This window comes from Microcoleus sp. CAWBG640, from assembly GCF_020883015.1.
GTDB lineage: Bacteria > Cyanobacteriota > Cyanobacteriia > Cyanobacteriales > Microcoleaceae > Microcoleus > Microcoleus anatoxicus.
The window spans coordinates 91,332-113,825 of the sequence record NZ_JAHRFC010000014.1 but is presented as its reverse complement, the minus strand read 5'-3'; the positions used below and the strand labels follow the sequence as shown (position 1 = coordinate 113,825).

Below are 22,494 nucleotides of genomic sequence, written 5' to 3'. Positions count from 1 at the left end.
ACATTGCGTGTATATAAGCCCTATTTACTTCCCATTCTGCAACTTTATTACCTCTTTGTGTACGCTCATCCCAATCTCCAAAGCCTCATTCAACAATCTCCCGTATTCAGTTGCTCGATCGCTCACATCCATCGCCATCAAGGCAGCCAAATTACTTTCAATATTAGCAAATAATTCGTAACGACGACCAATAAACTCCTGATTTTCCCGGAGAATTCTTTCGGTTTTTAAAGCACAAACTAAACTTTCCCTAGTAACGTTTAATGCTTCAATTGCATCCTCTCGATTCATCAAATTGGCTTGGAGATTGCCAACGGCTATTAAGCGATCGATAATATCGAGAGCCTTAATCACCTCATGATACTTGTCAACTTCATCTAGCAAACCAGCCAAGGTTGCTAGAGGCCTTGCCTTTACCCATCTATACAAATTCCAAGCTACAGCAATGGCTACGGACAAGCCCAAGGTTAGTTGTAAAACCCAAACAAATATCTGAGAATCGCTAAAGGAACCAACTTTATGTTGAGTAGCCAGTAAAGCAACAGGGAGGGAAACCACTAAGGTTACGCAAAATATCAGCAACTCATTTAACAGCATAGAAAATAGCTTTCTGCTGTCTCCGAAAGCGCCATGTCTGTAAAAATTACCGGCAAAACCGTCACCCAAAGCTATGCCGCTCAATTCCTCTAACTCCGTTTCAGGAATTAGTAATTCATCTAAGTCCGATTGTATCACTATTTCAAATCTCCTTAATTTAGCATTAATTAAAACCCTCCTATAGACCTAATTGAATCCCAGAGACTCATATAAAAATTGCTTTCTCGGCTTCGGAATAGTTGAAATACCATTCCCGGCGACCCAAAAAAAGGTCTGAGAGTCCATCCCAACTGACTCCCAACAAAGGCATAAAGTCCCAACCAGAAGCGCAAAATATTTAGCCGGATATCCTTGCCTTCAGCATCTTGTTCGGAAAGGAAGTGCATTCCTTGATAAAAAAAACTAATTCCTAAAAATCCTGTAATTGCCATAATGGCAACATTCAACAACAGGAAAAAATTGTAATTGTTACTACTCAGTAAAAAAAATAGACTTACAGGTGCAAATCCAAACATCAAGATGCTAATCATCGCCATTGCTGTCATTAACAATGCCAAATACTGTTCAAAAGTTTGTTTTGAACCAAACATGACATTGAAAAAGTAGAGTGTAGGAAAACAAATAATCAGTGTCAGCAAGTAAAGTGCTGGTAGCTTAATTGCTGACACTAGACATTGCATCCACGTACTAGATGCACCTAAAATTGCTCCATAAATGGAAAAAAATACTGTACTAGAAATCAACAGCCCGAAAATTTTAGATTTGAGCTTAACACCTTCGCGGATTTCTTCTAGAAACTGTTGCCGTTCCCGCAGCAAATACATTACTACTGAAAAATATTTCACGGGTTCTCCTTGTGACTGATGCTACTCCGAATCGGTTATAACTCAAGTTGATTTAGATGTGCAAGAGCTTGTCAGATTTATCTAGTCTCAAGGGAGAAGGGTGAAGGGAGAGCTAAAATTCTCCCCCTCTGGAAATATCTAGCGACAGGTGCGATATTTGATGTGATAAACCAAACCACGGTGAGCCAGATCGAAGGAGTCAACGGTGGCCGTACCAGCACCACTGGCAGTCATCGCAGCATTGACTCTCATGTTGATGCTGTCACCACAACGAGACCAAACATCTGCTACAGTGGCTAAGCTATCTCGAACGTTATAGTTCGTTTCCCCGTTAAAATTCCGGGAAAAAATTGGGCCTCGGCTGCCTGCAAAAAAGTATTCTGCTCTTAAGTTGGCGCTAGTTTTTGGTGCGATATAACCACGATAATCAGCATCGTAGAGAGAAATTTGGAAACCTTGAGGTACTTTGATGGGAATGCTGAGATTACAGCTTTTGCGTTTTTCTGCGGAGATATTTCCCTGGGCTACAAACTTATCAAATAGAATGGTTAGTTCTTGACCATCGGGGCTGACGCTGACACTGGCGGATCTGTCGGGACAACCACTACCACCATAGCTTGCACCTAAGATTTCCACTTTTTCCTGCGCTAAGGCGGAGCTAATGGAAGCAGACATTAATGTGGTGGCCAGTAAGAGTTTTAAAAATTTCATGGAATTTCTCCTAGATCAATTTTGATCTATTAATTAGGGTGTAAAAAACACTCCGTTTGATTGATGAATCAAAATTTAGGCAAACCCTGTCTCATGAGGAGATTACAAGTTTTTTCTTGTTAGCTCAAAAGCTTAGAACTACTATCTACTGAGCTATATGATATTACCTTGCTCAGTGGTTTTTGGATGAGTACGCTCGCTCAATAAATATTTATTCTTTGCTGATACTTTCTAAGATTCATTTCTTCTAAATAAAGTTCCGGAAGATTCCAGATAACAAGTTTGGTTTTCCTGGAAAATAAGAACCTAGAAAGCAGAGAAATTGCTGAGTGTTTAGTCTATCTTTGGGCGTAGGAAAATTTCTGACAATTTTTGAGAGGAATTAGGGCTTGATTCTACTGCGAATGGCAGATGCAGGCGATCGCCTTGGAAGCACGGAATTCTCTTGTTGTGGAGTCTGGGGTGGGCGGTAATATTTATTTTTCAATTAAAATCACAGGCGATCTCAATAAAAAATGTTGCTAAATATTAATAATCAAAAATCCTCTAGTATTAAGACCAGAGCCATTAATTGACGAGCTTGTTTTTTTTGCTTCTGCATATCTTATGACAGGTCAAAAAATGATTATCTGCTGTATACACAAATACATTCATTTAACTATCAGTAGATTAACATAAGTCTTGGTTTGATAATATTTGAGAACCTAAATTGTCATAATCAAACATCAGCTAAAACTTATGGCACGCACAGATTGCAGGAACTTTTAAAATTAGATTCGTAAATTGCATCCTCTAGATGTATTTACTGCATCTATCGATAAAATTATATGTATTTAATAGAAGTAATTCCTGCAATTAGTTAATAGAATAGAGGTATGCTCCTGACCGTTGACGATCGACTACTATTTTTTTGGACGAGGAAAAAATCATGGATACTACCGTAGAAAAAAAAGCCCCACCTCAGCCTGTTGAGCAAGTTAAAATTAAAACCACGAACAGTTTAGAGTTTGAGCTTTGGGCTAAAGCCGTCAAACGCCAGATGATTGCAGCACTCTCTAAAAAGAGCGAAAGCTAAGAGTTCAGGGGCTTTTGTGTGCGAGTTTTGTAAATTGAGTTAAGAAAATAGTTGTTTGTGTTGTTGTCCCAGAAGGGAAGGGGAGAGTGGAAGAGTGGGAGAGGGGGAGAATTGATACTTCTGGCTTCTGGCTTCTGCCTTCTACCTTCTACCTTCTGTCTGGTATTTTTCAATAGCTTAAGAACCCTTCTCAACTGCGGCAAGCAACCGTAGATTTCCGTCTTGAAGCTGCACAGCTTTCACTGTTCCCAAAGCGACTCTTTGTAGACCGTTATTCATCGCCACCTCAATTTTAATTTTCGGGTCGGCGAGTAAGCCAAGCCTGCCCCATAACCACTTGACTTGAGTAGCCGGAAAAGATCTCAGTTCCATATCTAAAAAGGGCGAACTAACCCAGCGGTTCCCGTCGTAGAAACTGGCGACCTGCACCTGATACCAAACTTGTTTTTCTGTCAATTTCAACTGATTTTTAGGTTCTGGTTCCATCCATTCATTGGGATTAATAGTGCTAAGTAAAGTAGCCGAACCCATAATTTGGCTTTTGTGCTGTTCTAAACTTTCAGCTAGGGAAACTGATTCGTCAAGTTTATTGACTAAATTCCGAATACGGTTCCTAGTTTCGCTGTCGGTATCTGATTGTTGATCGAGCCAATTCATCGCCTCGCGAGTCCCATCTTGAGAGGCGATAATGAGTGCGCCCCAAGCTTTGACATCTCCATCACTAGAATTCACTCTCAAAGCTGCGTCTACGCGATTCAAGAGTTTGCCATTGTCATTTTTGAGGGTTTTGGCAATTTCGTGACTGTTGCTAGGATCGGCTTCAAATACCTGCAAAGCCTCTCTCCAGCGACCGTCTATCAACTCTGCGAGAACTTGTTGACCGGGACTGGCCCAAGAGGCGATCGCCTGAGCCTTAGTAATTTTAGCATGAAATTCGATAGTATCTAGCTGAGCTTGGGCCAGAGTCGGCCAATTAGCACCGGCTTTTCCCTTAGCAATACGCATCACATTTAAAGCTGGAGACCACAGACCACTTTTGGCAAGTCGCAAACCATTTTTGTAGGTTTCGTCATTTAAAGCAAATTCTTCCAAAGAAATCGGGTTTAACTGAACAGGATTCGGGACAAATTTGCGCGGGCCAATTTGATAAAGAGTAAATTGGGGTTCCAAACCAACTGTTTGATCGATCGCCAATTGTGGAGACGAACCCTTAACAATTTGTTGCCAATTGGGCGGTTGTCCGGCGGCACTCACCCATTCCAAGAGCGAGATTAAATGATTTTGGCTGGGGTTGTAGCGAACCACCTGTCCGTAGGGAAGTTTTTTATCGCCCCGTACTAATTGACCGCTGACATTAAACCAAATTCCCGAAGTCGGTGCTTTGCCATTAAATCGGCGCAGTTCGGTTAAAGGTAGAGACTGATTCGAGCCAAGATTATCTGACTTGGAGTCAGCTAAAGAAGCGAGTACAAAAGATTCTGCTGGACCTTCTACATTCACGGAACTGGTTAGTTGAAAATACTCGACTTTATCTGAATCTCGATCGGGAAGTTGCACGCGCTTGTATACGCGAAGTTCGACAATTTGACGACAAGGATTTTTGCAGGATGTTGTGGCGTTAACAGTCCTTTCCACCATCACAGGTAAGAGTAAATCAGAAATCGAAGAATCAGTGGAGTTATTGATAGGAAGTGGCAGAGGTTCTCCGGTGACAAATCCCAATTTACGGATGCTAGCTTGAATTTGATCGAGAGTTTGAATAGAATCTCTGGTGGCGAGGGGAAGCCGGGACCATTCCGGCACAAATTTAGCGATCAACTTGTTACCGTTGGGATCGACAATCAGTTGATAACTCAGCCATGCGCCGCCGCCCATCAAAGCAGCGAAGCCACACAACACGCTGAGGGCTGTGAAATTAGCGATCAGTCTTTTCCAGGGATATCTGGCGACGGATGTTGGGGTAGGAGTTTTTGATTTGGGGGTTTTAGATGGAGATGCTGGAGAATTTTGGGTGCGTCGGGCTTGGCGGCGGCGTCTGGTGGGGGGAACTTTGGCATTTTCTGGGGGTTTGGCTCGATTTTTGGAGGGGTTAATTTTGTGTTCCATCGTCAAATTTTAGGATTTAGATTTTAGAATTTATGTTTAAAATTGCCATAGACATGGCCCATAATTATTGTGGAACAGGTCTTACAGTCTTTTAAGAACAGGCTTTTTGCTAGATGTCTAATAGTCGATCGTATTGCCGACCTATGGTATCCCAGGTGTATTGGGTTTCGATGTGCGATCGGGCATTTTGAGACAATTCGTGTCTTAGGTGTGGATTTTCAAACAAAGTGCTAATCGCTTCAACATACTCCTGAACTTCATTAGCGCGCAAGGCCAAGATCGGTTGTGACTCACCGCCGATGGCTAAACCTTCCAAACCTCGATCGCTTGCAACAACGGGTGTTCCCGCAGCCATGGCCTCCAAAGTTTTATTTTTTATTCCCAAACCAATTCGCATCGGGACTACACAAACAGTAGCCTGATGCAAATATTCTGCCACCTTTTGGACTCTGCCTAGAACTTGAATTCCTGCTTGTTTCCCCAAAGCCAAGACGGAAGGTACTGGGGAAGTTCCGACTAAGGTGAGGGTAGTATCGGGATAACGCTGCTGTAGGATTGGCAAGATCTCCAAGGCCAAGAATCTGGCTGCGTCGATGTTGGGCAAATTGTTCATCGCCCCTGCAAAGATTAAGGTGTGTCCTCCCGGATCGATCGCCCGATGGGGAAATTCGACTAAATCAACTCCGTTGGGAATTACCTCAATGGTTGGCATTGAGAAATAGTCTATTCTTTTTTCCATCTTTCTAGGCGACAACAATTGGAGAAGTAATTGCTTGTCTGTGGATGTAGTCGCCACAATGCGAGAGAATTTGGCACAGTAGCGTTTTTCATAGCGGGCTAGGAGGGGTAAATTGAGTCGATCGCGCAGGGGGTTTTCTGATGTGCCTGTTTCTAAAATTTGCTTACAAGTTCCCCAAACTGAACTGTGAATATTTACGACTGTCAGGAGTTTTTGTCGCCACTGTGGACGGACGTAAATCTCGTTAACGCTGTGTTCGCAAGTAATAGCATCGCACTTCCCTGCTGTGACTAACTCATCTACCCAATTCTGCATTGCTGGCGAGTAGCTTGAGAGTACATTGGGAGGTATCCCGGATTGCAAAAATCCAGCAAATCTGCCTAGTTTTCCGACGATTCCATAGAATCCCCCCTCAGTCCCCCCCCAACTTCGGGGGGGTAGTCTTAGCCCCCCCTTGGTAAGGGGGGGTTGGGGGGGTATTTGGGGGTTGGGAAAAACGGCTAATTCTGCAACTTGCTGGCGCAATTCGTGAATTTGTGCATCGGTGACATCGGGCGATCGCAGTGTTCCGAGAATTACATGATGCCGCCGACTCAAATATTTTAATAAATGAAATGTCCTTACCTGAGTTCCTCCGCGGCTTGGGGGATAGGGAAAAGTGGAGGAAAGCATTAAAATCTGCATGGGATGTTCTACAAACAGGACTTAGGCAAAAATCCGTTTTCTGACCCGAATTATGTCATTTTAGGTGGATGACGATGGCTAGGAACCTTGTATTTAGGTTGATAGTGCATCCACTACTAATAAATAAAGTTACCGCCAAGCGATAAGATTGATTAATAAAACCTGTTTAACAATTTTCGCACCTATGGACGAATTATCTGTTAAGGCGCTGCTGGAAGACTTGAAAAACTCCGACGAAAGGGTACGCGATCGGGCGACTACAGAACTCTGGCGCTGTTGGTTTCACCAGAAGGGGGAGTACGGGATGCAAATTCTCAGGCGATCGCAAGTTTCCCTGGATGCAGGTGATGTTCGCCACGCTTTAGATTTGTTAACCAAACTGATTTCTCAAGAACCTGATTTTGCGGAAGCTTGGAATCGGCGCGCCGTACTTCACTATACCCAAGGAAATTATAAAAAGTCGCTCCAGGACTGCTCCATGGTCCTCAAACTCAACCCAATTCATTTTGGAGCTTTGCACGGGCGGGGTTTGTGCTACGCTGCTTTGGGAGAATACATAAATGCAATTCAAGCTTTTCGTCGCGCTTTAGAAATTCAACCTTTTGCGTTGGTCAATCAAAAGTTAATTTTGGAATGTACGGCTCGTTTGAGTTAAAATACCTTAACCTAAAATGTGATAGCAACCTTCTCGGCGGTTAGGATATTCTGAATCAATGAAACTATGACAGTGGCTGCGTTTTCCTTCTTCCTTCTTCCTTCTTCCTTCTTCCTTCTTCCTTCTGCTATATAAGTTTGTGCCCAAAATTAGCGTTTGTATTCCTACTTACAATCGAGTGCATTTGCTGGCTGGTGCGATCGCCAGCGTGCTAGCTCAAACTTATACAGATTTTGAATTAATTGTCTGCGATGACGGTTCTACTGACAGCACAGCGCTGTTAATGTCGGAATTTGTAGATGAAGGGATTAGCTACATTCGTCACCCGTATCATATTGGTAAAAGCAATAATATGCGATCGGGCTTTGCGGCGCATCGGGGTGAATATTTTATTAAATTTGACGATGACGATCGCCTGAGTCCACAATTTTTGGAACGGACATCTGCTATTTTAGATAAAGACCCCAGCATTGATTTTGTGAGTACGGATCACTGGGTGATTGACATTAATAATCACATTGATGAAATCCAGACTAAACTGAATTCGCAAAGATGGGGCCGCAGCTCGTTGTCGGCGGGAATTATTGAAGATTTGTTGACCACGGTTTTTGTGAAACAAAGTTTGCAAATAGGGGCAACTTTGTTTCGCCGGACTGCGTTGGAAGAGGTAGGGTTTCTGCGGCCAAATTGGCAAAATTGTGAAGATAACGATTTGTTTGTCAGACTTGCTATCGCTGGAAAAAGATGCTATTATTTGCCGGAACTTTTGATGGAATATCGATTCCATGCCGAACAGCAAGGGAGCGATCGGGCTATTCCCTATTTGACTGATAAATTGCGCTATTTGACTGGTTATGAGTTTGATGCGGAAAAGTTGGAATCTGTCAGGCTCAGAAGGATTGCAGAAACTCAATTAGCGCTGGGTTTACGGCTGATTGAGGTGGGTGAAACTCAGAAAGGGCGGTGGATGGTGCGGGCCGGAAAGTCGGTTTCAGCGGCGAAAATGTGGGCTGGTTTGGGGCTGTCGCTGTTGCCTATGAAGTTGCGGGGAAGGGCTTTTGAGATTGTGCGAAATTTGGTGAATAGTGCTGAATTCTGAATTTTAATATTAAGTTCGGTTCAATTGAGATATTACACCATTCTCATGAACAGGCAAGATGCCTGTTCCACAAGCTCTCATAACTCTGAAGTTTACTTAATGAAAACATTCGGTGTCTAATTATGTTATGATGTTGATAGACTAAAGCTAAGGTCTGTAGTTTGAATAGGATAAATCGCCATGGAGATACCAGAAAATCCCAGCAATGATGACATCAGAGAATCATTGATTCAGCTCAGGGCAGGATTAATTGAACTAGGTCAGAAAGTCGATCGCCTGGAATACAAGTTTGACGCATATCAGAAAGGGACTGATGGTATGGTGAGGATGGCTACGACTATTATTATTGCTACTGCTTCCGTCGTTGTCTTGTCTAGTCTTAGTCCCGCAGTCGCAGCCATAGTGACAGCATTGTCAGCCGGAAATGGACAGTAATAATTAAGCATCAAATCCATTGACATTACACAGAGGCGATCGCCAGCTATTTCACAATACCCCTGACTCTAATTGGTCTAAATATATAAATTCAGGAGCTTTAACTCCCGCTTCCTCTCTAATTTTAACCAGTTTAGGCGACTCAAAAAATGCCCTAGCATCTGCGATTGATGTCCAGGCGGAAAAATGAACAATTTTGTTGGGTTTATTTTCATATTTCAAGACTTGATACGATCGCTCTCCAGCTTCTTTTCGGATAATTGCAGCACGATCGAATACGGATTTCCAGGCTTCATAATTTTCTACTTCGTGAATAATTAATACATACTGCATAGCAATCACATCCCGATCGACTAGCTAGACTTTACCACGATGGGGACTACTTAAGCACTTAAAGAAGTCGGGAATCTAATACCGCGTTTTACGTTTAAAGTAGTAAACAGTGCTTTATCTAAATTTCCCCTAATATCGTGTCTATAGTTGCTGAAATTCCGACTGTGTGGTTGCAAATTTCCCTCGTAGGGATTTGGTTGGGCTTGATTTTACTGGTGGCTGAAGGGTTAAATCGCTTTACTTCCGTCGATCCAGAAGTTTCCCGGAAGGTGGTGCACATCGGTACGGGGAATGTGATTTTGTTGGCTTGGTGGCTGGAAATACCTGGTTGGGTGGGAATAACGGCGGGAATTTTAGCCGCTGCGATCGCCCTAATTTCCTACCAAGTGCCGATTTTACCTAGTCTCAATAGCATAAATCGGCAAAGTTGGGGTACTTTTTTTTATGCTGTTACTATCAGCATTCTGGTGGCTTGGTTTTGGCCACTGCAACATCAGGAATATGCTGCTTTGGGCATTTTGGTGATGACTTGGGGGGACGGATTGGCGGCTGTCATCGGGCAAAAATACGGCCAGCATATTTATCGAGTTTGGGGAATTAAGAAAAGTTGGGAAGGTTCTGCAACTATGTATGTGGTGAGTTTTGTTGTCAGTAGTTTAATTTTGCTGGCGGTGCAAGGAAATGTTTGGCAAACTTGGGCGGTATCTGCCGTTGTGGCTGTAGTTGCTGCTAGTTTGGAGTCGGTTTCTAAGTGGGGAGTTGACAATTTGACAGTCCCACTAGGCAGTGCGGCGATCGCCTTTTTCTTAAATCAGTTTTGGGTAATTGGTAATTTGTAATTAATCATTAGTTACAACCCCGAATTATTTAAAAATTCGGGGTTCTGGATGTAGTGATTAAAAATTACCGTTGTTGTTCGAGTTGTGTGAGGCGATCGCCTATCTGCCGTTACACAGAGGGTTTTTGCCGATCGCGAGGGAAACTCCATAAATGATCGTTGATTATTCCCGTTTAGAGCTTTTGGAAGACTTACCCTCAAAAGGTTGAACTCCAGTATTGGGATAGTTGTCATCGCTGGGGCTAAAAAGTCGCAAAGCTGCTTCTGAAACGTAACGCATTGCGTTTGTCAAAGACTTAGAAAGATTCATAAAATTCGCCTCTCTCGTCTGGGTTCTGATACTTTATACATTACTCTGATTTTTTGCCTGGGGATTGCTTTAGCAATATTTATTTGAATTACTTATTAGTCCGCAACTATTGCAGCAAGCTGAAGGAAGAAGAACCCCCCCCAGCCCCCCCCAAGGGGGGAAGGAAGAAGTCGCCTACTTGGGCGGAAGGAAGAAGTCGCCATCCCAGTTTTTTGGTCAAAAACCCGGTTGCTGGGCTCTCATTGACAAACTGCTGGATAATTTTTATTAATCTTACCATAACACTCATCGGTCAATCCACAGGCAATTAGGCATCACAGAGTTATAAAAAGGAAATTTTCAGACATAAATTTAAAATCTTAATCAAAAATTTATATAAAATATGGTGTGAGTCACTATAATTAACCAAAGGAGTTTGCCGGGGTTCTACCATGAAAACTGCCACAGAAAGCTTGCAGCATCAAAGTTTTGACCAAATCCAAGAAGACCAAGAACTGTGTCTTTCCTCTGAAGATTACAGCTTATTGACCGACCTCTACCAGCTAACGATGACGGCTTGTTACGTCGGGGAAGGGATCGACGGGCGAGTCGCGAGTTTTGAATTATTCGCGCGGCGCTTACCAGAAGGTTTTGGCTATGCGATCGCCATGGGCTTGGCTCAAGTTCTCGATTATCTAGAGAAATTTCAGTTTTCAGCCTCGCAAATAGTGGCTTTGCAGTCCACTGGGATTTTTGCTGATGCCCCCGATCGATTCTGGACTCTACTCGCCACAGCCCGCTTTACTGGCGATGTCTGGGCGGTAGCGGAGGGGACGGCGGTATTTGCCAATGAGCCACTGCTACGAATCGAGGCTCCTCTGTGGCAGGCTCAGTTGGTGGAAACTTATTTGCTCAATGTCATAAATTATCAAACTTTGATTGCGACGCGATCGGCCAGATTGCGCGATGTGGCTGGCCCTGATGCTAAGTTGCTGGAATTTGGGACACGCAGGGCTTTTGGCCCTCAAGCTGCTGTGTGGGCGGCTAGGGCGGCTCTGGCTGCGGGGATTGATGGGACTTCTAATGTTTTGGCTGCTTTGAGGTTGGGGCGCAAACCAGTCGGTACAATGGCTCATGCTTTGGTGATGGCTGTCAGTGCTCTCGAAGGTAGTGAAGAGCAGGCGTTTACGGCGTTTCACCGCTATTTTCCCGGTGCGCCGTTGTTAATCGATACCTATGATACTGTGGCGGCGGCGCGCTTGTTGGCTGATCGCGTCAACAGCGGTGAAATAGTGTTGGAAGGTGTGCGGCTGGATTCTGGGGATTTGGTGAAATTGTCGCGGGAAGTGCGATCGATCCTGCCGGGAGTTCCGATTATTGCCAGCGGCGATTTGGACGAGGCGGAAATTGCTAAATTAAAAAATGCCGGCGCTTGCATTGACGGGTACGGTTTGGGAACGAAGTTGGTGAGCGGTTCCCCTGTCAATGGTGTTTATAAATTGGTGGAAATTGACGGAATTCCAGTGATGAAGGAGGCAAGTGGCAAAGTGACATATCCGGGACGGAAGCAAATTTTTAGACAGATTAAAGATGGGCAAATTCTCGGAGATTGTTTGGGATTGTCTGAGGAAAAACCTCAGAATTATGATGCTTCCATAACATTAATGAAGTTGGTTGTCAAGGAAGGAAAACGATTGTATGGTCAAGAAAGTTTAGAGGCGATCGCGAAACGCACTGCGGCTTCTGTCGCCAGTCTGCCCCCTGCAACTCGCCAACTAAATAACCCGATTTCGCCACCTGTAGAAATTTCTACCGATTTGCAAAATCTCACCAATAAAACACGACAAATAACAAATAACAAATAACCAATTCCCCATTCCCCATTCCCAATCCCCAATTCCCAATTCCCAATTCCCAATTCCCCATTCCCCAATCCCCAATTCCCCAATGAAAAGAATTGCCTTGTTTGGAACCAGCGCCGATCCGCCTACTGCCGGACACAAAACTATCCTTAATTGGCTAGCTCAGCATTTTGACTGGGTAGCAGTTTGGGCATCGGACAATCCTTTTAAATCTCACCAAACTTCTCTGGAACATCGATCGGCAATGCTGCTGTTAATGATTCAAGAAATTAATTCGCCCCAGCAAAATCTTTGTTTATATCCAGAACTCAGCAGTCCAAGGACGCTAGAAACTGTAGCACGGGCAAAATCAATGTGGGGAAGTGCCGAGTTTACCCTAGTAATAGGTTCAGATTTAGTGGAACAATTGCCTCGCTGGTATCAAGTTGAAGATTTGTTAAAACAAGTGCAATTGCTAGTAGTACCACGACCTAATTATCCACCACAAGAGTTAGATTTGTGGCAGTTGAGACGAAGGGGTGCTGATGTGGCGATCGCCTGTTTGAATGCTCCCAATGTTTCTTCAACATCCTATCGGGAAACAGGAGACACCGAAGCCCTGACTCCGACCATCGAAGATTACATTAATAGGGAGAATTTATACGCATGGCACGAGGCACAAAAAAGAGCGAAGGTTGCTCATTAGCTGACTTTAAAGTCGGAGTAGATAATGTGATTTTCTCCGTCGATACTTTACAGAACCGCTTGTTGGTGCTGTTAGTAATGCGCCATGACGAACCGTTTATCGATTTTTGGACTCTTCCGGGTACTTTGGTGCGCCATGGGGAATCTCTGGAGAATGCAGCTTATCGGATTTTGTCGGAAAAAATTCGGGTGAAAAACTTGTATTTGGAGCAATTGTATACTTTTGGACAACCGGGGCGCGACCCCAGGGAATTCACCAGAGGCGATCGTTATCTTTCTGTCAGTTACTTTGCTTTAGTTCGCTTGGAAGAAGCTGAATTAATTGCTGGGAGTGTGGTGGCTGGTGCCGGCCACCGTGTCAGTGGCATTGCTTGGTATCCTGTGGAACAAGTTCCTAAGTTGGCCTTCGATCACAATCAAATTCTCGAATACGGATACCGGCGCTTGCGGAATAAACTGGAATATAGTCCCGTGGCTTTTGAAGTCTTGCCCGAACTTTTCACTTTAAGCGATTTGTATCAACTTTATACTACTATTTTGGGGGACAATTTTTCAGATTATTCTAATTTTCGGGCCCGATTATTGAAACTGGGTTTTTTGTGCGATACCGGTGTAAAAGTTTCGCGGGGGGCCGGTCGTCCTGCGAGTTTGTATCGCTTTGATCCGGAAGCTTTTGCCCCTTTAAAGGATAAACCTCTGGTGTTTATTTAATTGTTGAGAGGATGACATTAGATGATAAATTTAGTAAGATGACAGTATAAAAAATTCAGGAGTACAGGCGATGAAAGCCCCATATGAGTGCGCGAATATTCTGGAAGTTCGCGAAGAAATCGATCGAATCGATCGGAAAGTCATCGATGCTTTGAGCAAGAGATTTGAATACGTCATTGCGGCGGCTAGGTTCAAAACCAGTGAAGCCAGTGTTAAAGCGCCCGATCGCTTTTATGCTATGTTACAACAGCGGCGTGAATGGGCCCAGGAAGCGGGTTTGAATGCTGATGTGGTGGAAAAGCTCTATCGGGATTTGGTCAATCATTTCATTGAAGAAGAGATGAAGCATTACAAGTCTGATTCGTGAGTAATCCTTCTTCCTTCTTGCTTCTTCCTTCTAGATTAGGTAATTTGGTAATATGAAAATTGCGATCGCACAACTAAATCCTACTATTGGTGATATTTTTGGCAATGCCAACTTGATTCTGGAATCTGCAAAAAAGGCTGCGGGTGAAGGAGCAAATCTATTGCTAACACCGGAACTTTCTCTGATAGGTTATCCACCACGAGATTTGTTGATGAACCCTAGTTTTATTGCCGCGGCTGGGGATAAGTTGCAGCAATTAGCCCAGGAGTTACCAGGGGAGTTGGCAGTGATAGTCGGCACTGCTATCCCGAATCCTAACGCTGTGAAAGCAGGCGGAAAATCCTTGTTTAATTGTGCTGTTTTGTTGGCAAATGGTAGCATCCAAAAAGTTTTTAATAAACGTTTGTTGCCTACCTATGATGTATTTGATGAAGATAGGTATTTTGAACCGGGAACCCAAAGCGATTTTTTTAATTTAGGTAACATTAAAATTGGGATTACAGTCTGCGAGGATGTGTGGAATAATGAGGAATTTTGGGGGAAACGCAGTTACGCGGGTGAACCTTTTTTGGATTTGGTCAAAGCTGGTGTGGATTTAGTGTTGAATTTGTCGGCATCGCCTTATGCTGCGGGAAAGCGGGGAGTGCGATCGTCTATGTTGCAACATAGCGTAATGCGATCGGGTATACCCATTGTTTACGCTAATCAGGTGGGGGGAAATGATGATATTATTTTTGATGGTAGCAGTTTTTGTATCAACAGAAACGGTGAATTAATTCAGGTACTAGCTTCTTTTGAAACTGATTTTGGGGTGATTGAATATGACGAAGCTAAACGGGATTTAGTGGACATTGCCTCGCAAAATTCTACAGAATTTAAGGGCGCACTTTTAAGTTTTTCTCCGCAGGTTGGGGATGCAGAAATTTGGGCTGCTTTGGTTTTAGGGGTACGAGATTATGTTCGTAAGTGTGGTTTTTCTAAGGTTGTATTGGGCTTGAGTGGCGGGATTGATTCGGCTTTGGTGGCTGCGATTGCTAGTTATGCGATCGGACCCCAAAATGTGTTGGCCGTTCTCATGCCTTCTCCCTATAGTTCCGATCATTCTGTGAATGATGCTTTGGAATTAGCTAAAAATTTGGGTATAGGGATGGAAATGTTGCCCATCGCCGATTTGATGAAAGCTTACGATCGCACTTTAGCTAATTTGTTTGCCGATACCCCTTTTGGCATTGCTGAGGAAAATATTCAATCGCGAATTCGCGGCAATCTGTTGATGGCAATTTCTAATAAGTTTGGCCATTTGCTGCTTTCTACTGGTAATAAATCGGAAATGGCGGTGGGTTACTGTACTCTCTATGGCGATATGAATGGCGGATTGGCCGTGATTTCTGATGTGCCCAAAACTCGCGTTTATTCCCTTTGTCACTGGCTGAATGCTGGGGGAATTGGGAAGGGGAAAGATGAGGCGGAGCCTCTAGATCTGCGTTACCAGGCTGAGCCTGGTAACGAGTCTGTAGGGGCGGTGCCCCCGTGCCTGCCCTCTCCTCCGTGCCTGCCCTCTCCTCCGTGCCCGCCCTCTCCGTCCCCGTCCCCGCCCCTTGGCCGGGAGATAATTCCTGGTAATATTATTAGTAAACCGCCTAGTGCTGAACTGAAACCGGGACAAATTGACCAAGATTCTTTGCCTGCTTATGATATTTTGGATGACATCTTGGAGCGATGGATCGAAAATCACGAATCTGTTAAACAAATTGTGGCGGCGGGACACGATGAAGTGGTGGTGGCGCGTATACTAAAATTAGTGAGACAGGCGGAATTTAAACGGCGACAAGCGCCTCCTGGTTTGAAAATTAGCGATCGCGCTTTTGGTACTGGTTGGCGAATGCCCATCGCCAAAGCTTCCTTTTATTAAATAGAAAATGGCTAATATCGAAGGTACTTTTGGCTTTGATTTTCTTCTGGGAAGTCCCAACAGCGATCTAATTAGAGGATTTGCTGGTAATGACACAATTCAAGGTTTAGGGGGGAATGACCTGCTTTTTGGCGATCGGGAAAATGATTGGCTCGCCGGAAATGAAGGCGCTGATACCATCGCGGGAGGGCAGGGAACCGATACCATCTATGGAGGACAAGGAGATGATGTCATTAATGGCGATCGGGGCCAAGATTTGCTAATCGGTGGTGAAGGCAAAGATATCTTGACAGGTGGTGCGGGGGATGATTTATTTGTGATGGAAATAACCGCTGCTCCATCGAGTCTAGATAGAGCCGATTTAATTACCGATTTTGGCAACGGAAATGATAAAATTGTCTTGACAGATGGCATGAAGTTTAGCGACTTAGATATCTCTGTTTCCGATAACCAAACTGTGATGAAAGATCAAAAGACTGGCAAATATTTAGGAGCTTTTGCGGAAATAGTTAATTTATCACAATCCAACTTTATATCGCTGTTTGGGGGGATTGATGTGGGTCAGATTTTGCCAATTTCTGTTAATACTAACATCGGCGATCGCGCGATCGGCTTGGAAGTGGCCCAAACTCCCCAAGAACAACAAATTGGTCTGATGTTTCGCACAGAATTGCCGGAAGACAGGGGAATGTTGTTCCCCATTGAACCCGCGCGAAATGTGCGTTTTTGGATGAAAAATGTATTTATTGAACTGGATATAATTTTTTTGCGGGGAGGGGTAGTGCAGGCGATAATTCCGAATGTGCCTCCCTGTTTAACTGAAAACTGCCCCAACTACGGCCCGGATGTTCCTGTTGATGCAGTGATGGAACTCCGAGGAGGAAGGGCAGCCCAATTAGGGTTGAAAGTGGGCGATCGTCTTCCCAATCTACCCTAAATAAACATCGACAATCACCTGATGGTGCAATCAGAATTGATATGATTAGTCGATCGCATCAACCGCTCTTTCAGCAGCTCGCTGAGTTCTATCAATATCTCGGTTCACTTTAGAGCTAACCTTGTCCGAGACATCATCAGCATTAGACTTTACAGTCTCCAAAGCATCTTTAACATTTTCCTTGCCTTGTTTGAGGTTGTATTGAAGGGCATCCTTACCCTCTGCTACTCTGTCTTTTGCCCCTTCAGTGGCCTCTTTAACCACTTCTTTTGCTCCCTTCACACCATCGCGAGTATTTTCTTTAAGGTTAGCCATGTTTTTTTTGGTGTTTTTCCCAAACTCATCTAAATTCTCCTGAGCACTGCGAACATCGTCATTCAATTTGTTGCCAATGTCCTTGAGTTTATCAGGGCCTTCATCTGCCACCCGTCGGACATTTTCACCCACATTGCTGCTAGCTTTAGTATCGATGCGGCGCTGTGCTTCATCCTTCAGCATCTTGGCTTGTGCTTCTACTTTTGTCATGTTGGCATTTCTGGGATCGACATCGCTATATTGGTTCTGCCCACCTTTATATTCAGAAGTTACAGCCTCGGAAGGAACTTCTTCTCTAAGTTTGTCGGCAGTCTTTCCTGCAATCACATCCGTGCCACTACAAGCAGTGCTAACGAACACTAAAAAGCCCGCCATAAACACTGTTAACAACTGTCCCAATCGAATTTTTTTGATAAACGCAGTTAGTCTGTTCATAAAAAATGCTCCTTGCATACTATGGTTGATGTATTGAAATGTCTGTGGTTTGGTAAATGGCTAGCATTACAAAATCAGGAATTTCAATACTCTTTCAGCATACGAATAAAAATAGGACTTGTTTATCTATCTCAAGTTACATTTCTCAAGTGTTTAGTGGGCGAAGGAAGAAGGAAGAAGGAAGAAGAACCCCCCCCTGCCCCCCCCAAGGGGGGAAGGAATAAGGAAGCAGAAGCCCCCCAAGGGGGGAAGGAATAAGGAAGAAGGAAGAAGAACCCCCCCTGCCCCTGCCTCCCCCAAGGGGGGAAGGAAGAAGGAAGAAGGAAGAATATTTATAACCAATAACCAATAACCAATAACATTTACCAAGGACTACCAATCATTGTGAAAGCCGCCCAATAATAGGGATGAGCCAGATTGCGATCGCCCATATTTGCCAATTCCGCAGGAAGTTGCGTACCACCCCTCGTTCCCTGAGCCAACGACACAGCAGACAATCCCCGCAATACCCCCTGCTCAATACGGACATCACCCCTCAGCATCGCAATCTGTGCTTGTCTGAGGGCTTCTGCTTTAATTGGAGCTGTTTTCAATTGCTGATAAAACTCACTCATCAAAGCCAAAGTACCTTCATCTGAAACATACCACAAACTTGCCAAAGCTGACTTAACTCCCGCTTGAAATGCCAAACCCGCAAAACCCAATTCCGTTTGTTCATCTCCCAAGGCGGTGCGACAAGCAGAAAGCACCAATAACTCGACTGGCGGATTATTCCATCCTAACTGCCGCAGTTGATTTAATTGCAACTTCGAGTCCCAAAGTTGAATAAAAGAATCGCTGGCTGCACCGGGTTGAAATTCGCCGTGAGTCGCTAAATGAATAATTTGATAAGGCTTTTGATTGCGTTGGGATTGCAAATTTTTTAGGGTAAATTGCTCGTTTAAAAAAGATTTGCCAGGCCACAAATCTGCAATATTCGCTAATTCCACAGGGACTGCTGGCAGGGGAGATAGCTTAGTAAATTGAGCAGCTCCCATGGCCAAAACAGAAGCATTTTTCAGCGATTGATAGCGAGTATCCGTGAGGGAAAGTGTGGGAATCTGACTGAGGGAATATTTTTCGACTAAGAACTGTTTTCCGTCGTAAAGAGCAGCCAAAGGGAGACTTCGCAAACCTGTATCCAGGGAAAACAGCAGCGTATTAATGCCTTGAGTTTGCAAATCAGTTTCTAAAGGTGCAATTAGCCAATCGTAAATTTTCCGAGCCGACTTTTTGTAGCTGGTAGTGTTCCGCTTCTGAGGATTGGATATTTCTTGTCTGAATTCTTTGGCTAATGTTAGCATGGTTTGGCGATCGGCTTCAGGGACTGTTTTTCGCAGTGCCGAACCATCGGGCATGAATAGGAGCAATTCTAAGCGATCGGCAAATAAGTTAACATAAATAATTGCCGATCGCTTTCCGGTTTGAGAGGCAATTTTCCCCAAGCTTTCCCGCAGATTTTCGGCCCCCATTGATTGATTATTCAGACTATCGCCAAAATAAGCGACATATCGATCGGCACGATTTTGCTCGATAGACAATAAGTAATTGATGTTAGAAATAGCAGCAAGATTCCCCGGAGGATTTGCCCCTCTGATGGGAATTTCCATTTTGCCACCCGGAATATTACCCTTCACTCCGGGAGGTGGCATAGTGTTATTTCCTGGTTTTGGTAGCGGCGGACTACCCCCAATTCCGGGACTAGCAAATAACTGTATATTATTAGGTGGTGGCGGTGGTGGACTGTTAAGATTAATCGGTCTATTAATATTAGAATTGCGACTAATATCATTAAACAAAGCAACTTGGGGAGGTGCTCCCTGTGGCGGCAAGTTGTCCACTTTCAGGATGGTACTAGCACCACCCAAACTTGGAGGTAGGGAATTTCCAGAAACATTAATGTTGGGATTGACCAAAATGCGATCGCCCCCCACAGGCATTATACTCACCTTACTATCATTGGCAACCCCATTGAAATTCCCAATATTCGGCAATATTATAGGTATTTTAAGTGCCTCTAGGTTATTTTGTGGCAAACCAATTGGCGGAATATTTCTGATATTAGCATCCGTCAACTCTACAGTGCCGTCGCTATTGACATTAACCCCTGTAGCATTAGTTTTTTCACTTCTACCTGTCAGTAATTCAGGCAGACTTGCCACCGACTTTACGTTGTTATCATCTTTTGCCCGATTAGTATCGGGATTCAACCCATCTATACTTACTTCTAAACTCAGTAAATGTCCCGTTTGAGCGATCCGAACCACACTCTCATTCGGTACTGAAACAATGTTAATTTTACCTCCTGATGCCGACAATTCACCTGTATTAATGACATTGCCACCCAGCAAAGTTAAACTTTCCCCCGGATTCACCGTCAAATTTCCACGATTAACAATATTTGCAGGTTCGATTGCTGAAAAAATAAAATTGCTGGGAGTTCCTACCAAATTAGCATAATTATTAGAGCCGATCGCCCTAAACGCATTTTCCCCAAAACCAATGCTGTTAGCTGTAGTAGCAGTAAAGGATGCAGGCACGTTGAGCTGAGCATTAGCACCAAAAACAATCCCCGCAGGATTCATCAAAAATAAATTGGAATTCCCCCCCGTTACTTGAATCAAACCATTAATGACTGAAGCATCTCCCCCCACTATTCGCGCTAAAATATTTTGAATAGCTGGATTAGATAAAAAATTAGCAGTTTGAGTTTCCGTCAATCCGAATTGCTGAAAACTGTGGAAAAGATTAGCCCCATCTCCAGACAATTTACCACCGCCGATATCGATGCGATTTCCTTGAGGATTGACGACTGTACCCGTGCCGTCATTCGCGGGGGTGATGGATTGTCCAAAAGCAGCGGTTTGTCCGAGGCAAAAGTAAACAGATAAAACTAAAAATATCTTTCTAAATCTAGTTTTTTTAACTGGATACACTGCATCCAAATCATCTGTTGTATAATATTTGTAGGGGCAATCCCCCCGTGGTTGTTTGTAGGGGCAATCCCCCCGTGGTTGCCCCAAAGCGCTATAGTTATGCACAAACCATCGATTATCCCTAGCTAGTTTCACAAAGAATTTAAATTTATTATATCTTGCTGTTGTTGGCAGTAACTTCATCATCCAGAACCTTCCACTACTAAACAAACATTTCCCGGCATCCACTCGCTAACTAATTGAGAAATAGTCTTAGCTAACTCAAAGTCTTGTTCAGTAATTCCCCCGACATCGTGAGTTGTGAGACTGATGGTGACTCGATTGTAAGCAATAGCAATATCGGGATGGTGGCCGGCTTTTTCTGACGGTGAAATCAGACAATTTACAAAACTGACAGCTTCGACAAAATTTTTAAATTCGCGGGTATATTTAATAGTTTGACCGTCCCTAGTCCAATGGGGCAAAGCTTGCAAGCGTTGGGAAATTTCGGTTTCGGTTAAGGGTTGGAGCTTGGAAGTTTGATTAGTTTGTGCTACCGTTACGCCAATCATAGCACGATCGCCCTTTTGTGTGGAATTAGCGGGCGCAACCGCTGCAATTGTGGGCGATATTCCGTTAGCCGCGAGTGCGAAAGCCACACCGCAACTTAAACTTAAACTTAAACTTAAAACTGTATCGAACATTGTTGATGCGGAAAGCATTAATAATTTCAGCAGCCGTGTTGATGTTGTTGTAATCCATAAAATCCTGTTACTCGTAGAAATAAACAAAACGTTCGGATTCAAGAATATACCAATCCGAAATAATTGGTGAAATTGATGTAGGGGAAAACCCCCCGTGGTTGCCCTCTGTATTGGGGTAGGCACGCACCATCCACTACCCCTACCAATTTTTAACCAATCATTTCGGGGTAGGCACGGGGTACTACCCCTACCAATTGTTCACGAATCATTAACGAATAATTCCGATTTGCTTGAGCTTTTCGACCACTCCGAGCACTTCATTTGCTGCGATCGCACTAGCCGATATCAGCTTAGCCGCCATTATACCAATCTCTCGCAGTTTTTTACCAAGCTTTTTACGATGTTTTATATCATCTTTGTTTTGCTCAATGGCATCATCTAAACCTTTAACCGGATTCTTTAACGAATTTTTTGTTTGTTCCATCTCTCGATCGGCTTTTTCTCCCTCTTCGAGAGATTTTTCTAAATTGTGCTGTGTAGCCTCCATCTTCTGCTTAACTGCACCAATGTTTTCTTTACAAGTCCCGATATTAGTTTCGCGGGTAGCGATCGCATTTTCCAAATGCTTGATCACCTTACTATCAGCCATCCGATCGAAACCTTTACTTCTGGTAAATGAAAGCAGAGTTTTTTGCACCTTAATCAAGTCTTCTTGATGGTCTTTTTGTTCCTCTCCGAGGGTTTCAACCTGCTTAGCATAGTCTTTGATTTCAGTTTCCAAAGCTTGACGGTCTTGATATTCTGCAACAGACATAGTATCTTCTCCTATGAAAGACTAATTTCTACGAACATTTGCTGCAACTTATTTAAGGCAATACCCTTGACAAAATCCCGCATTACCCGGCAATCGTGAGCAGTTTCACTTAACTTTTTAGCTTCTGGATCGCTGACAAAATGCTTCTGGGCATTGCTAATCAACCCGATTAAATCTGTAAATTTATCCGCTATAGTTAGTTGATCCCGGTTCATTGACTCCACAACCTTGAGAGGCGAACAGCCGGCCTGCTCCAGGTCAGCGAACAGACTAATATCAAAATTGAGTTCATCATAAACTTTGAGCAAACTTAAGTAGGACTGATTCAGCTTAACGCTTTGGTTTGCCAAGGTTTCGTAACTTAAAACTAAATTCTTAACCGTTAAATCCACA

The 22,494-nt window shown here is 43.7% G+C and carries 23 protein-coding genes; 11 read left to right on the top strand and 12 right to left on the bottom strand.

Going from position 1 to position 22,494, the window contains the following annotated elements; translation table 11 throughout:
* Window positions 1-24: 24 nt before the first annotated feature.
* From AAFP11_RS10180 to AAFP11_RS10170, 3 genes are all read right to left on the bottom strand, one after another.
* On the bottom strand, window positions 25-735 hold the full coding sequence (locus AAFP11_RS10180) for a hypothetical protein (RefSeq protein ID WP_341736952.1): 711 nt from the start codon (window positions 733-735) through the stop codon (window positions 25-27).
* Between the two features lie 29 nt (window positions 736-764).
* Window positions 765-1,442 (bottom strand): actin-binding WH2 domain-containing protein, encoded by a 678-nt coding sequence (locus AAFP11_RS10175; RefSeq protein ID WP_341736951.1) that lies wholly within the window; start codon window positions 1,440-1,442, stop codon window positions 765-767.
* Between the two features lie 138 nt (window positions 1,443-1,580).
* Complete coding sequence (locus AAFP11_RS10170) at window positions 1,581-2,153, bottom strand: DUF4360 domain-containing protein (protein ID WP_341736950.1); 573 nt, start codon at window positions 2,151-2,153, stop codon at window positions 1,581-1,583.
* 928 nt (window positions 2,154-3,081) lie between these two features.
* Between AAFP11_RS10170 and AAFP11_RS10165 the strand changes: the two genes are divergently transcribed.
* Window positions 3,082-3,228: a hypothetical protein gene (locus tag AAFP11_RS10165; protein ID WP_341734867.1), complete on the top strand. Its 147-nt coding sequence runs from the start codon at window positions 3,082-3,084 to the stop codon at window positions 3,226-3,228.
* Window positions 3,229-3,405: 177 nt separating this feature from the next.
* On the opposite strand, the gene AAFP11_RS10160 is transcribed toward AAFP11_RS10165, so the two are convergent.
* Together AAFP11_RS10160 and AAFP11_RS10155 are read right to left on the bottom strand one after the other, a co-directional pair.
* The gene (locus AAFP11_RS10160) at window positions 3,406-5,334 is read right to left on the bottom strand and encodes a hypothetical protein (protein ID WP_341736949.1); all 1,929 of its coding nucleotides are present in this window, start codon (window positions 5,332-5,334) and stop codon (window positions 3,406-3,408) included.
* Window positions 5,335-5,443: 109 nt separating this feature from the next.
* Complete coding sequence (locus AAFP11_RS10155) at window positions 5,444-6,757, bottom strand: glycosyltransferase family 4 protein (RefSeq protein ID WP_341736948.1); 1,314 nt, start codon at window positions 6,755-6,757, stop codon at window positions 5,444-5,446.
* Between the two features lie 184 nt (window positions 6,758-6,941).
* Between AAFP11_RS10155 and AAFP11_RS10150 the strand changes: the two genes are divergently transcribed.
* The 3 genes from AAFP11_RS10150 to AAFP11_RS10140 all read left to right on the top strand — a co-directional run bounded on the left by AAFP11_RS10150 (window position 6,942) and on the right by AAFP11_RS10140 (window position 8,946).
* A complete protein-coding gene (locus tag AAFP11_RS10150) occupies window positions 6,942-7,412 on the top strand; it encodes a tetratricopeptide repeat protein (RefSeq protein WP_341736947.1) in 471 nt (156 codons plus the stop codon).
* 139 nt (window positions 7,413-7,551) lie between these two features.
* Window positions 7,552-8,511: a glycosyltransferase gene (locus AAFP11_RS10145; RefSeq protein WP_341736946.1), complete on the top strand. Its 960-nt coding sequence runs from the start codon at window positions 7,552-7,554 to the stop codon at window positions 8,509-8,511.
* A 180-nt stretch (window positions 8,512-8,691) separates the two neighbouring features.
* Window positions 8,692-8,946, top strand: coding sequence for a hypothetical protein (locus AAFP11_RS10140; RefSeq protein WP_341736945.1), 255 nt, complete (start codon window positions 8,692-8,694; stop codon window positions 8,944-8,946).
* Between the two features lie 51 nt (window positions 8,947-8,997).
* Here the strand turns inward: AAFP11_RS10140 and AAFP11_RS10135 are convergent, their stop codons facing one another.
* Window positions 8,998-9,279, bottom strand: coding sequence for an antibiotic biosynthesis monooxygenase (locus tag AAFP11_RS10135; protein WP_341736944.1), 282 nt, complete (start codon window positions 9,277-9,279; stop codon window positions 8,998-9,000).
* A 134-nt stretch (window positions 9,280-9,413) separates the two neighbouring features.
* Between AAFP11_RS10135 and AAFP11_RS10130 the strand changes: the two genes are divergently transcribed.
* Window positions 9,414-10,118 carry a diacylglycerol/polyprenol kinase family protein gene (locus AAFP11_RS10130; RefSeq protein ID WP_341736957.1) on the top strand — a complete coding sequence of 235 codons (705 nt, stop codon included), beginning with the start codon at window positions 9,414-9,416 and terminating at the stop codon, window positions 10,116-10,118.
* A gap of 162 nt (window positions 10,119-10,280) precedes the next feature.
* On the opposite strand, the gene AAFP11_RS10125 is transcribed toward AAFP11_RS10130, so the two are convergent.
* Window positions 10,281-10,427: an isochorismate synthase gene (locus AAFP11_RS10125; protein ID WP_341736943.1), complete on the bottom strand. Its 147-nt coding sequence runs from the start codon at window positions 10,425-10,427 to the stop codon at window positions 10,281-10,283.
* A 431-nt stretch (window positions 10,428-10,858) separates the two neighbouring features.
* On the opposite strand from AAFP11_RS10125, the gene AAFP11_RS10120 reads away from it, so the two are divergent.
* The 6 genes from AAFP11_RS10120 (at window position 10,859) to AAFP11_RS10095 (ending at window position 16,879) form a co-directional block, all read left to right on the top strand.
* Window positions 10,859-12,271: a nicotinate phosphoribosyltransferase gene (locus AAFP11_RS10120; protein WP_341736942.1), complete on the top strand. Its 1,413-nt coding sequence runs from the start codon at window positions 10,859-10,861 to the stop codon at window positions 12,269-12,271.
* 82 nt (window positions 12,272-12,353) lie between these two features.
* Window positions 12,354-12,953 carry a nicotinate-nucleotide adenylyltransferase gene (locus AAFP11_RS10115; RefSeq protein ID WP_341736941.1) on the top strand — a complete coding sequence of 200 codons (600 nt, stop codon included), beginning with the start codon at window positions 12,354-12,356 and terminating at the stop codon, window positions 12,951-12,953.
* Window positions 12,914-13,663: an NUDIX domain-containing protein gene (locus tag AAFP11_RS10110; RefSeq protein WP_341736940.1), complete on the top strand. Its 750-nt coding sequence runs from the start codon at window positions 12,914-12,916 to the stop codon at window positions 13,661-13,663. Before AAFP11_RS10115 ends, AAFP11_RS10110 begins: the two co-directional genes overlap by 40 nt.
* 70 nt (window positions 13,664-13,733) lie before the next feature.
* Entirely contained in the window at window positions 13,734-14,030 is a 297-nt protein-coding gene (locus tag AAFP11_RS10105) for an isochorismate lyase (RefSeq protein WP_341736939.1), read from the top strand.
* A gap of 52 nt (window positions 14,031-14,082) precedes the next feature.
* Window positions 14,083-15,942: an NAD+ synthase gene (locus AAFP11_RS10100; RefSeq protein ID WP_341736938.1), complete on the top strand. Its 1,860-nt coding sequence runs from the start codon at window positions 14,083-14,085 to the stop codon at window positions 15,940-15,942.
* A 7-nt stretch (window positions 15,943-15,949) separates the two neighbouring features.
* Window positions 15,950-16,879: a DUF192 domain-containing protein gene (locus AAFP11_RS10095; RefSeq protein ID WP_341736937.1), complete on the top strand. Its 930-nt coding sequence runs from the start codon at window positions 15,950-15,952 to the stop codon at window positions 16,877-16,879.
* A gap of 45 nt (window positions 16,880-16,924) precedes the next feature.
* On the opposite strand, the gene AAFP11_RS10090 is transcribed toward AAFP11_RS10095, so the two are convergent.
* The 5 genes from AAFP11_RS10090 to AAFP11_RS10070 form a co-directional block, all read right to left on the bottom strand.
* A complete protein-coding gene (locus tag AAFP11_RS10090) occupies window positions 16,925-17,629 on the bottom strand; it encodes a DUF6658 family protein (RefSeq protein WP_341736936.1) in 705 nt (234 codons plus the stop codon).
* Window positions 17,630-17,991: 362 nt separating this feature from the next.
* Window positions 17,992-20,790 carry a CHAT domain-containing protein gene (locus AAFP11_RS10085; protein WP_341736935.1) on the bottom strand — a complete coding sequence of 933 codons (2,799 nt, stop codon included), beginning with the start codon at window positions 20,788-20,790 and terminating at the stop codon, window positions 17,992-17,994.
* A complete protein-coding gene (locus tag AAFP11_RS10080) occupies window positions 20,787-21,155 on the bottom strand; it encodes a 4a-hydroxytetrahydrobiopterin dehydratase (RefSeq protein ID WP_340519001.1) in 369 nt (122 codons plus the stop codon). The genes AAFP11_RS10085 and AAFP11_RS10080 overlap by 4 nt, the downstream gene beginning before the upstream one ends.
* Window positions 21,156-21,555: 400 nt before the next feature.
* Window positions 21,556-22,101 (bottom strand): hypothetical protein, encoded by a 546-nt coding sequence (locus AAFP11_RS10075; protein ID WP_341736934.1) that lies wholly within the window; start codon window positions 22,099-22,101, stop codon window positions 21,556-21,558.
* An 11-nt stretch (window positions 22,102-22,112) separates the two neighbouring features.
* Window positions 22,113-22,493, bottom strand: a complete 381-nt coding sequence (locus tag AAFP11_RS10070; RefSeq protein ID WP_341736933.1) for a hypothetical protein — start codon at window positions 22,491-22,493, stop codon at window positions 22,113-22,115.
* Window position 22,494 lies beyond the last annotated feature (1 nt).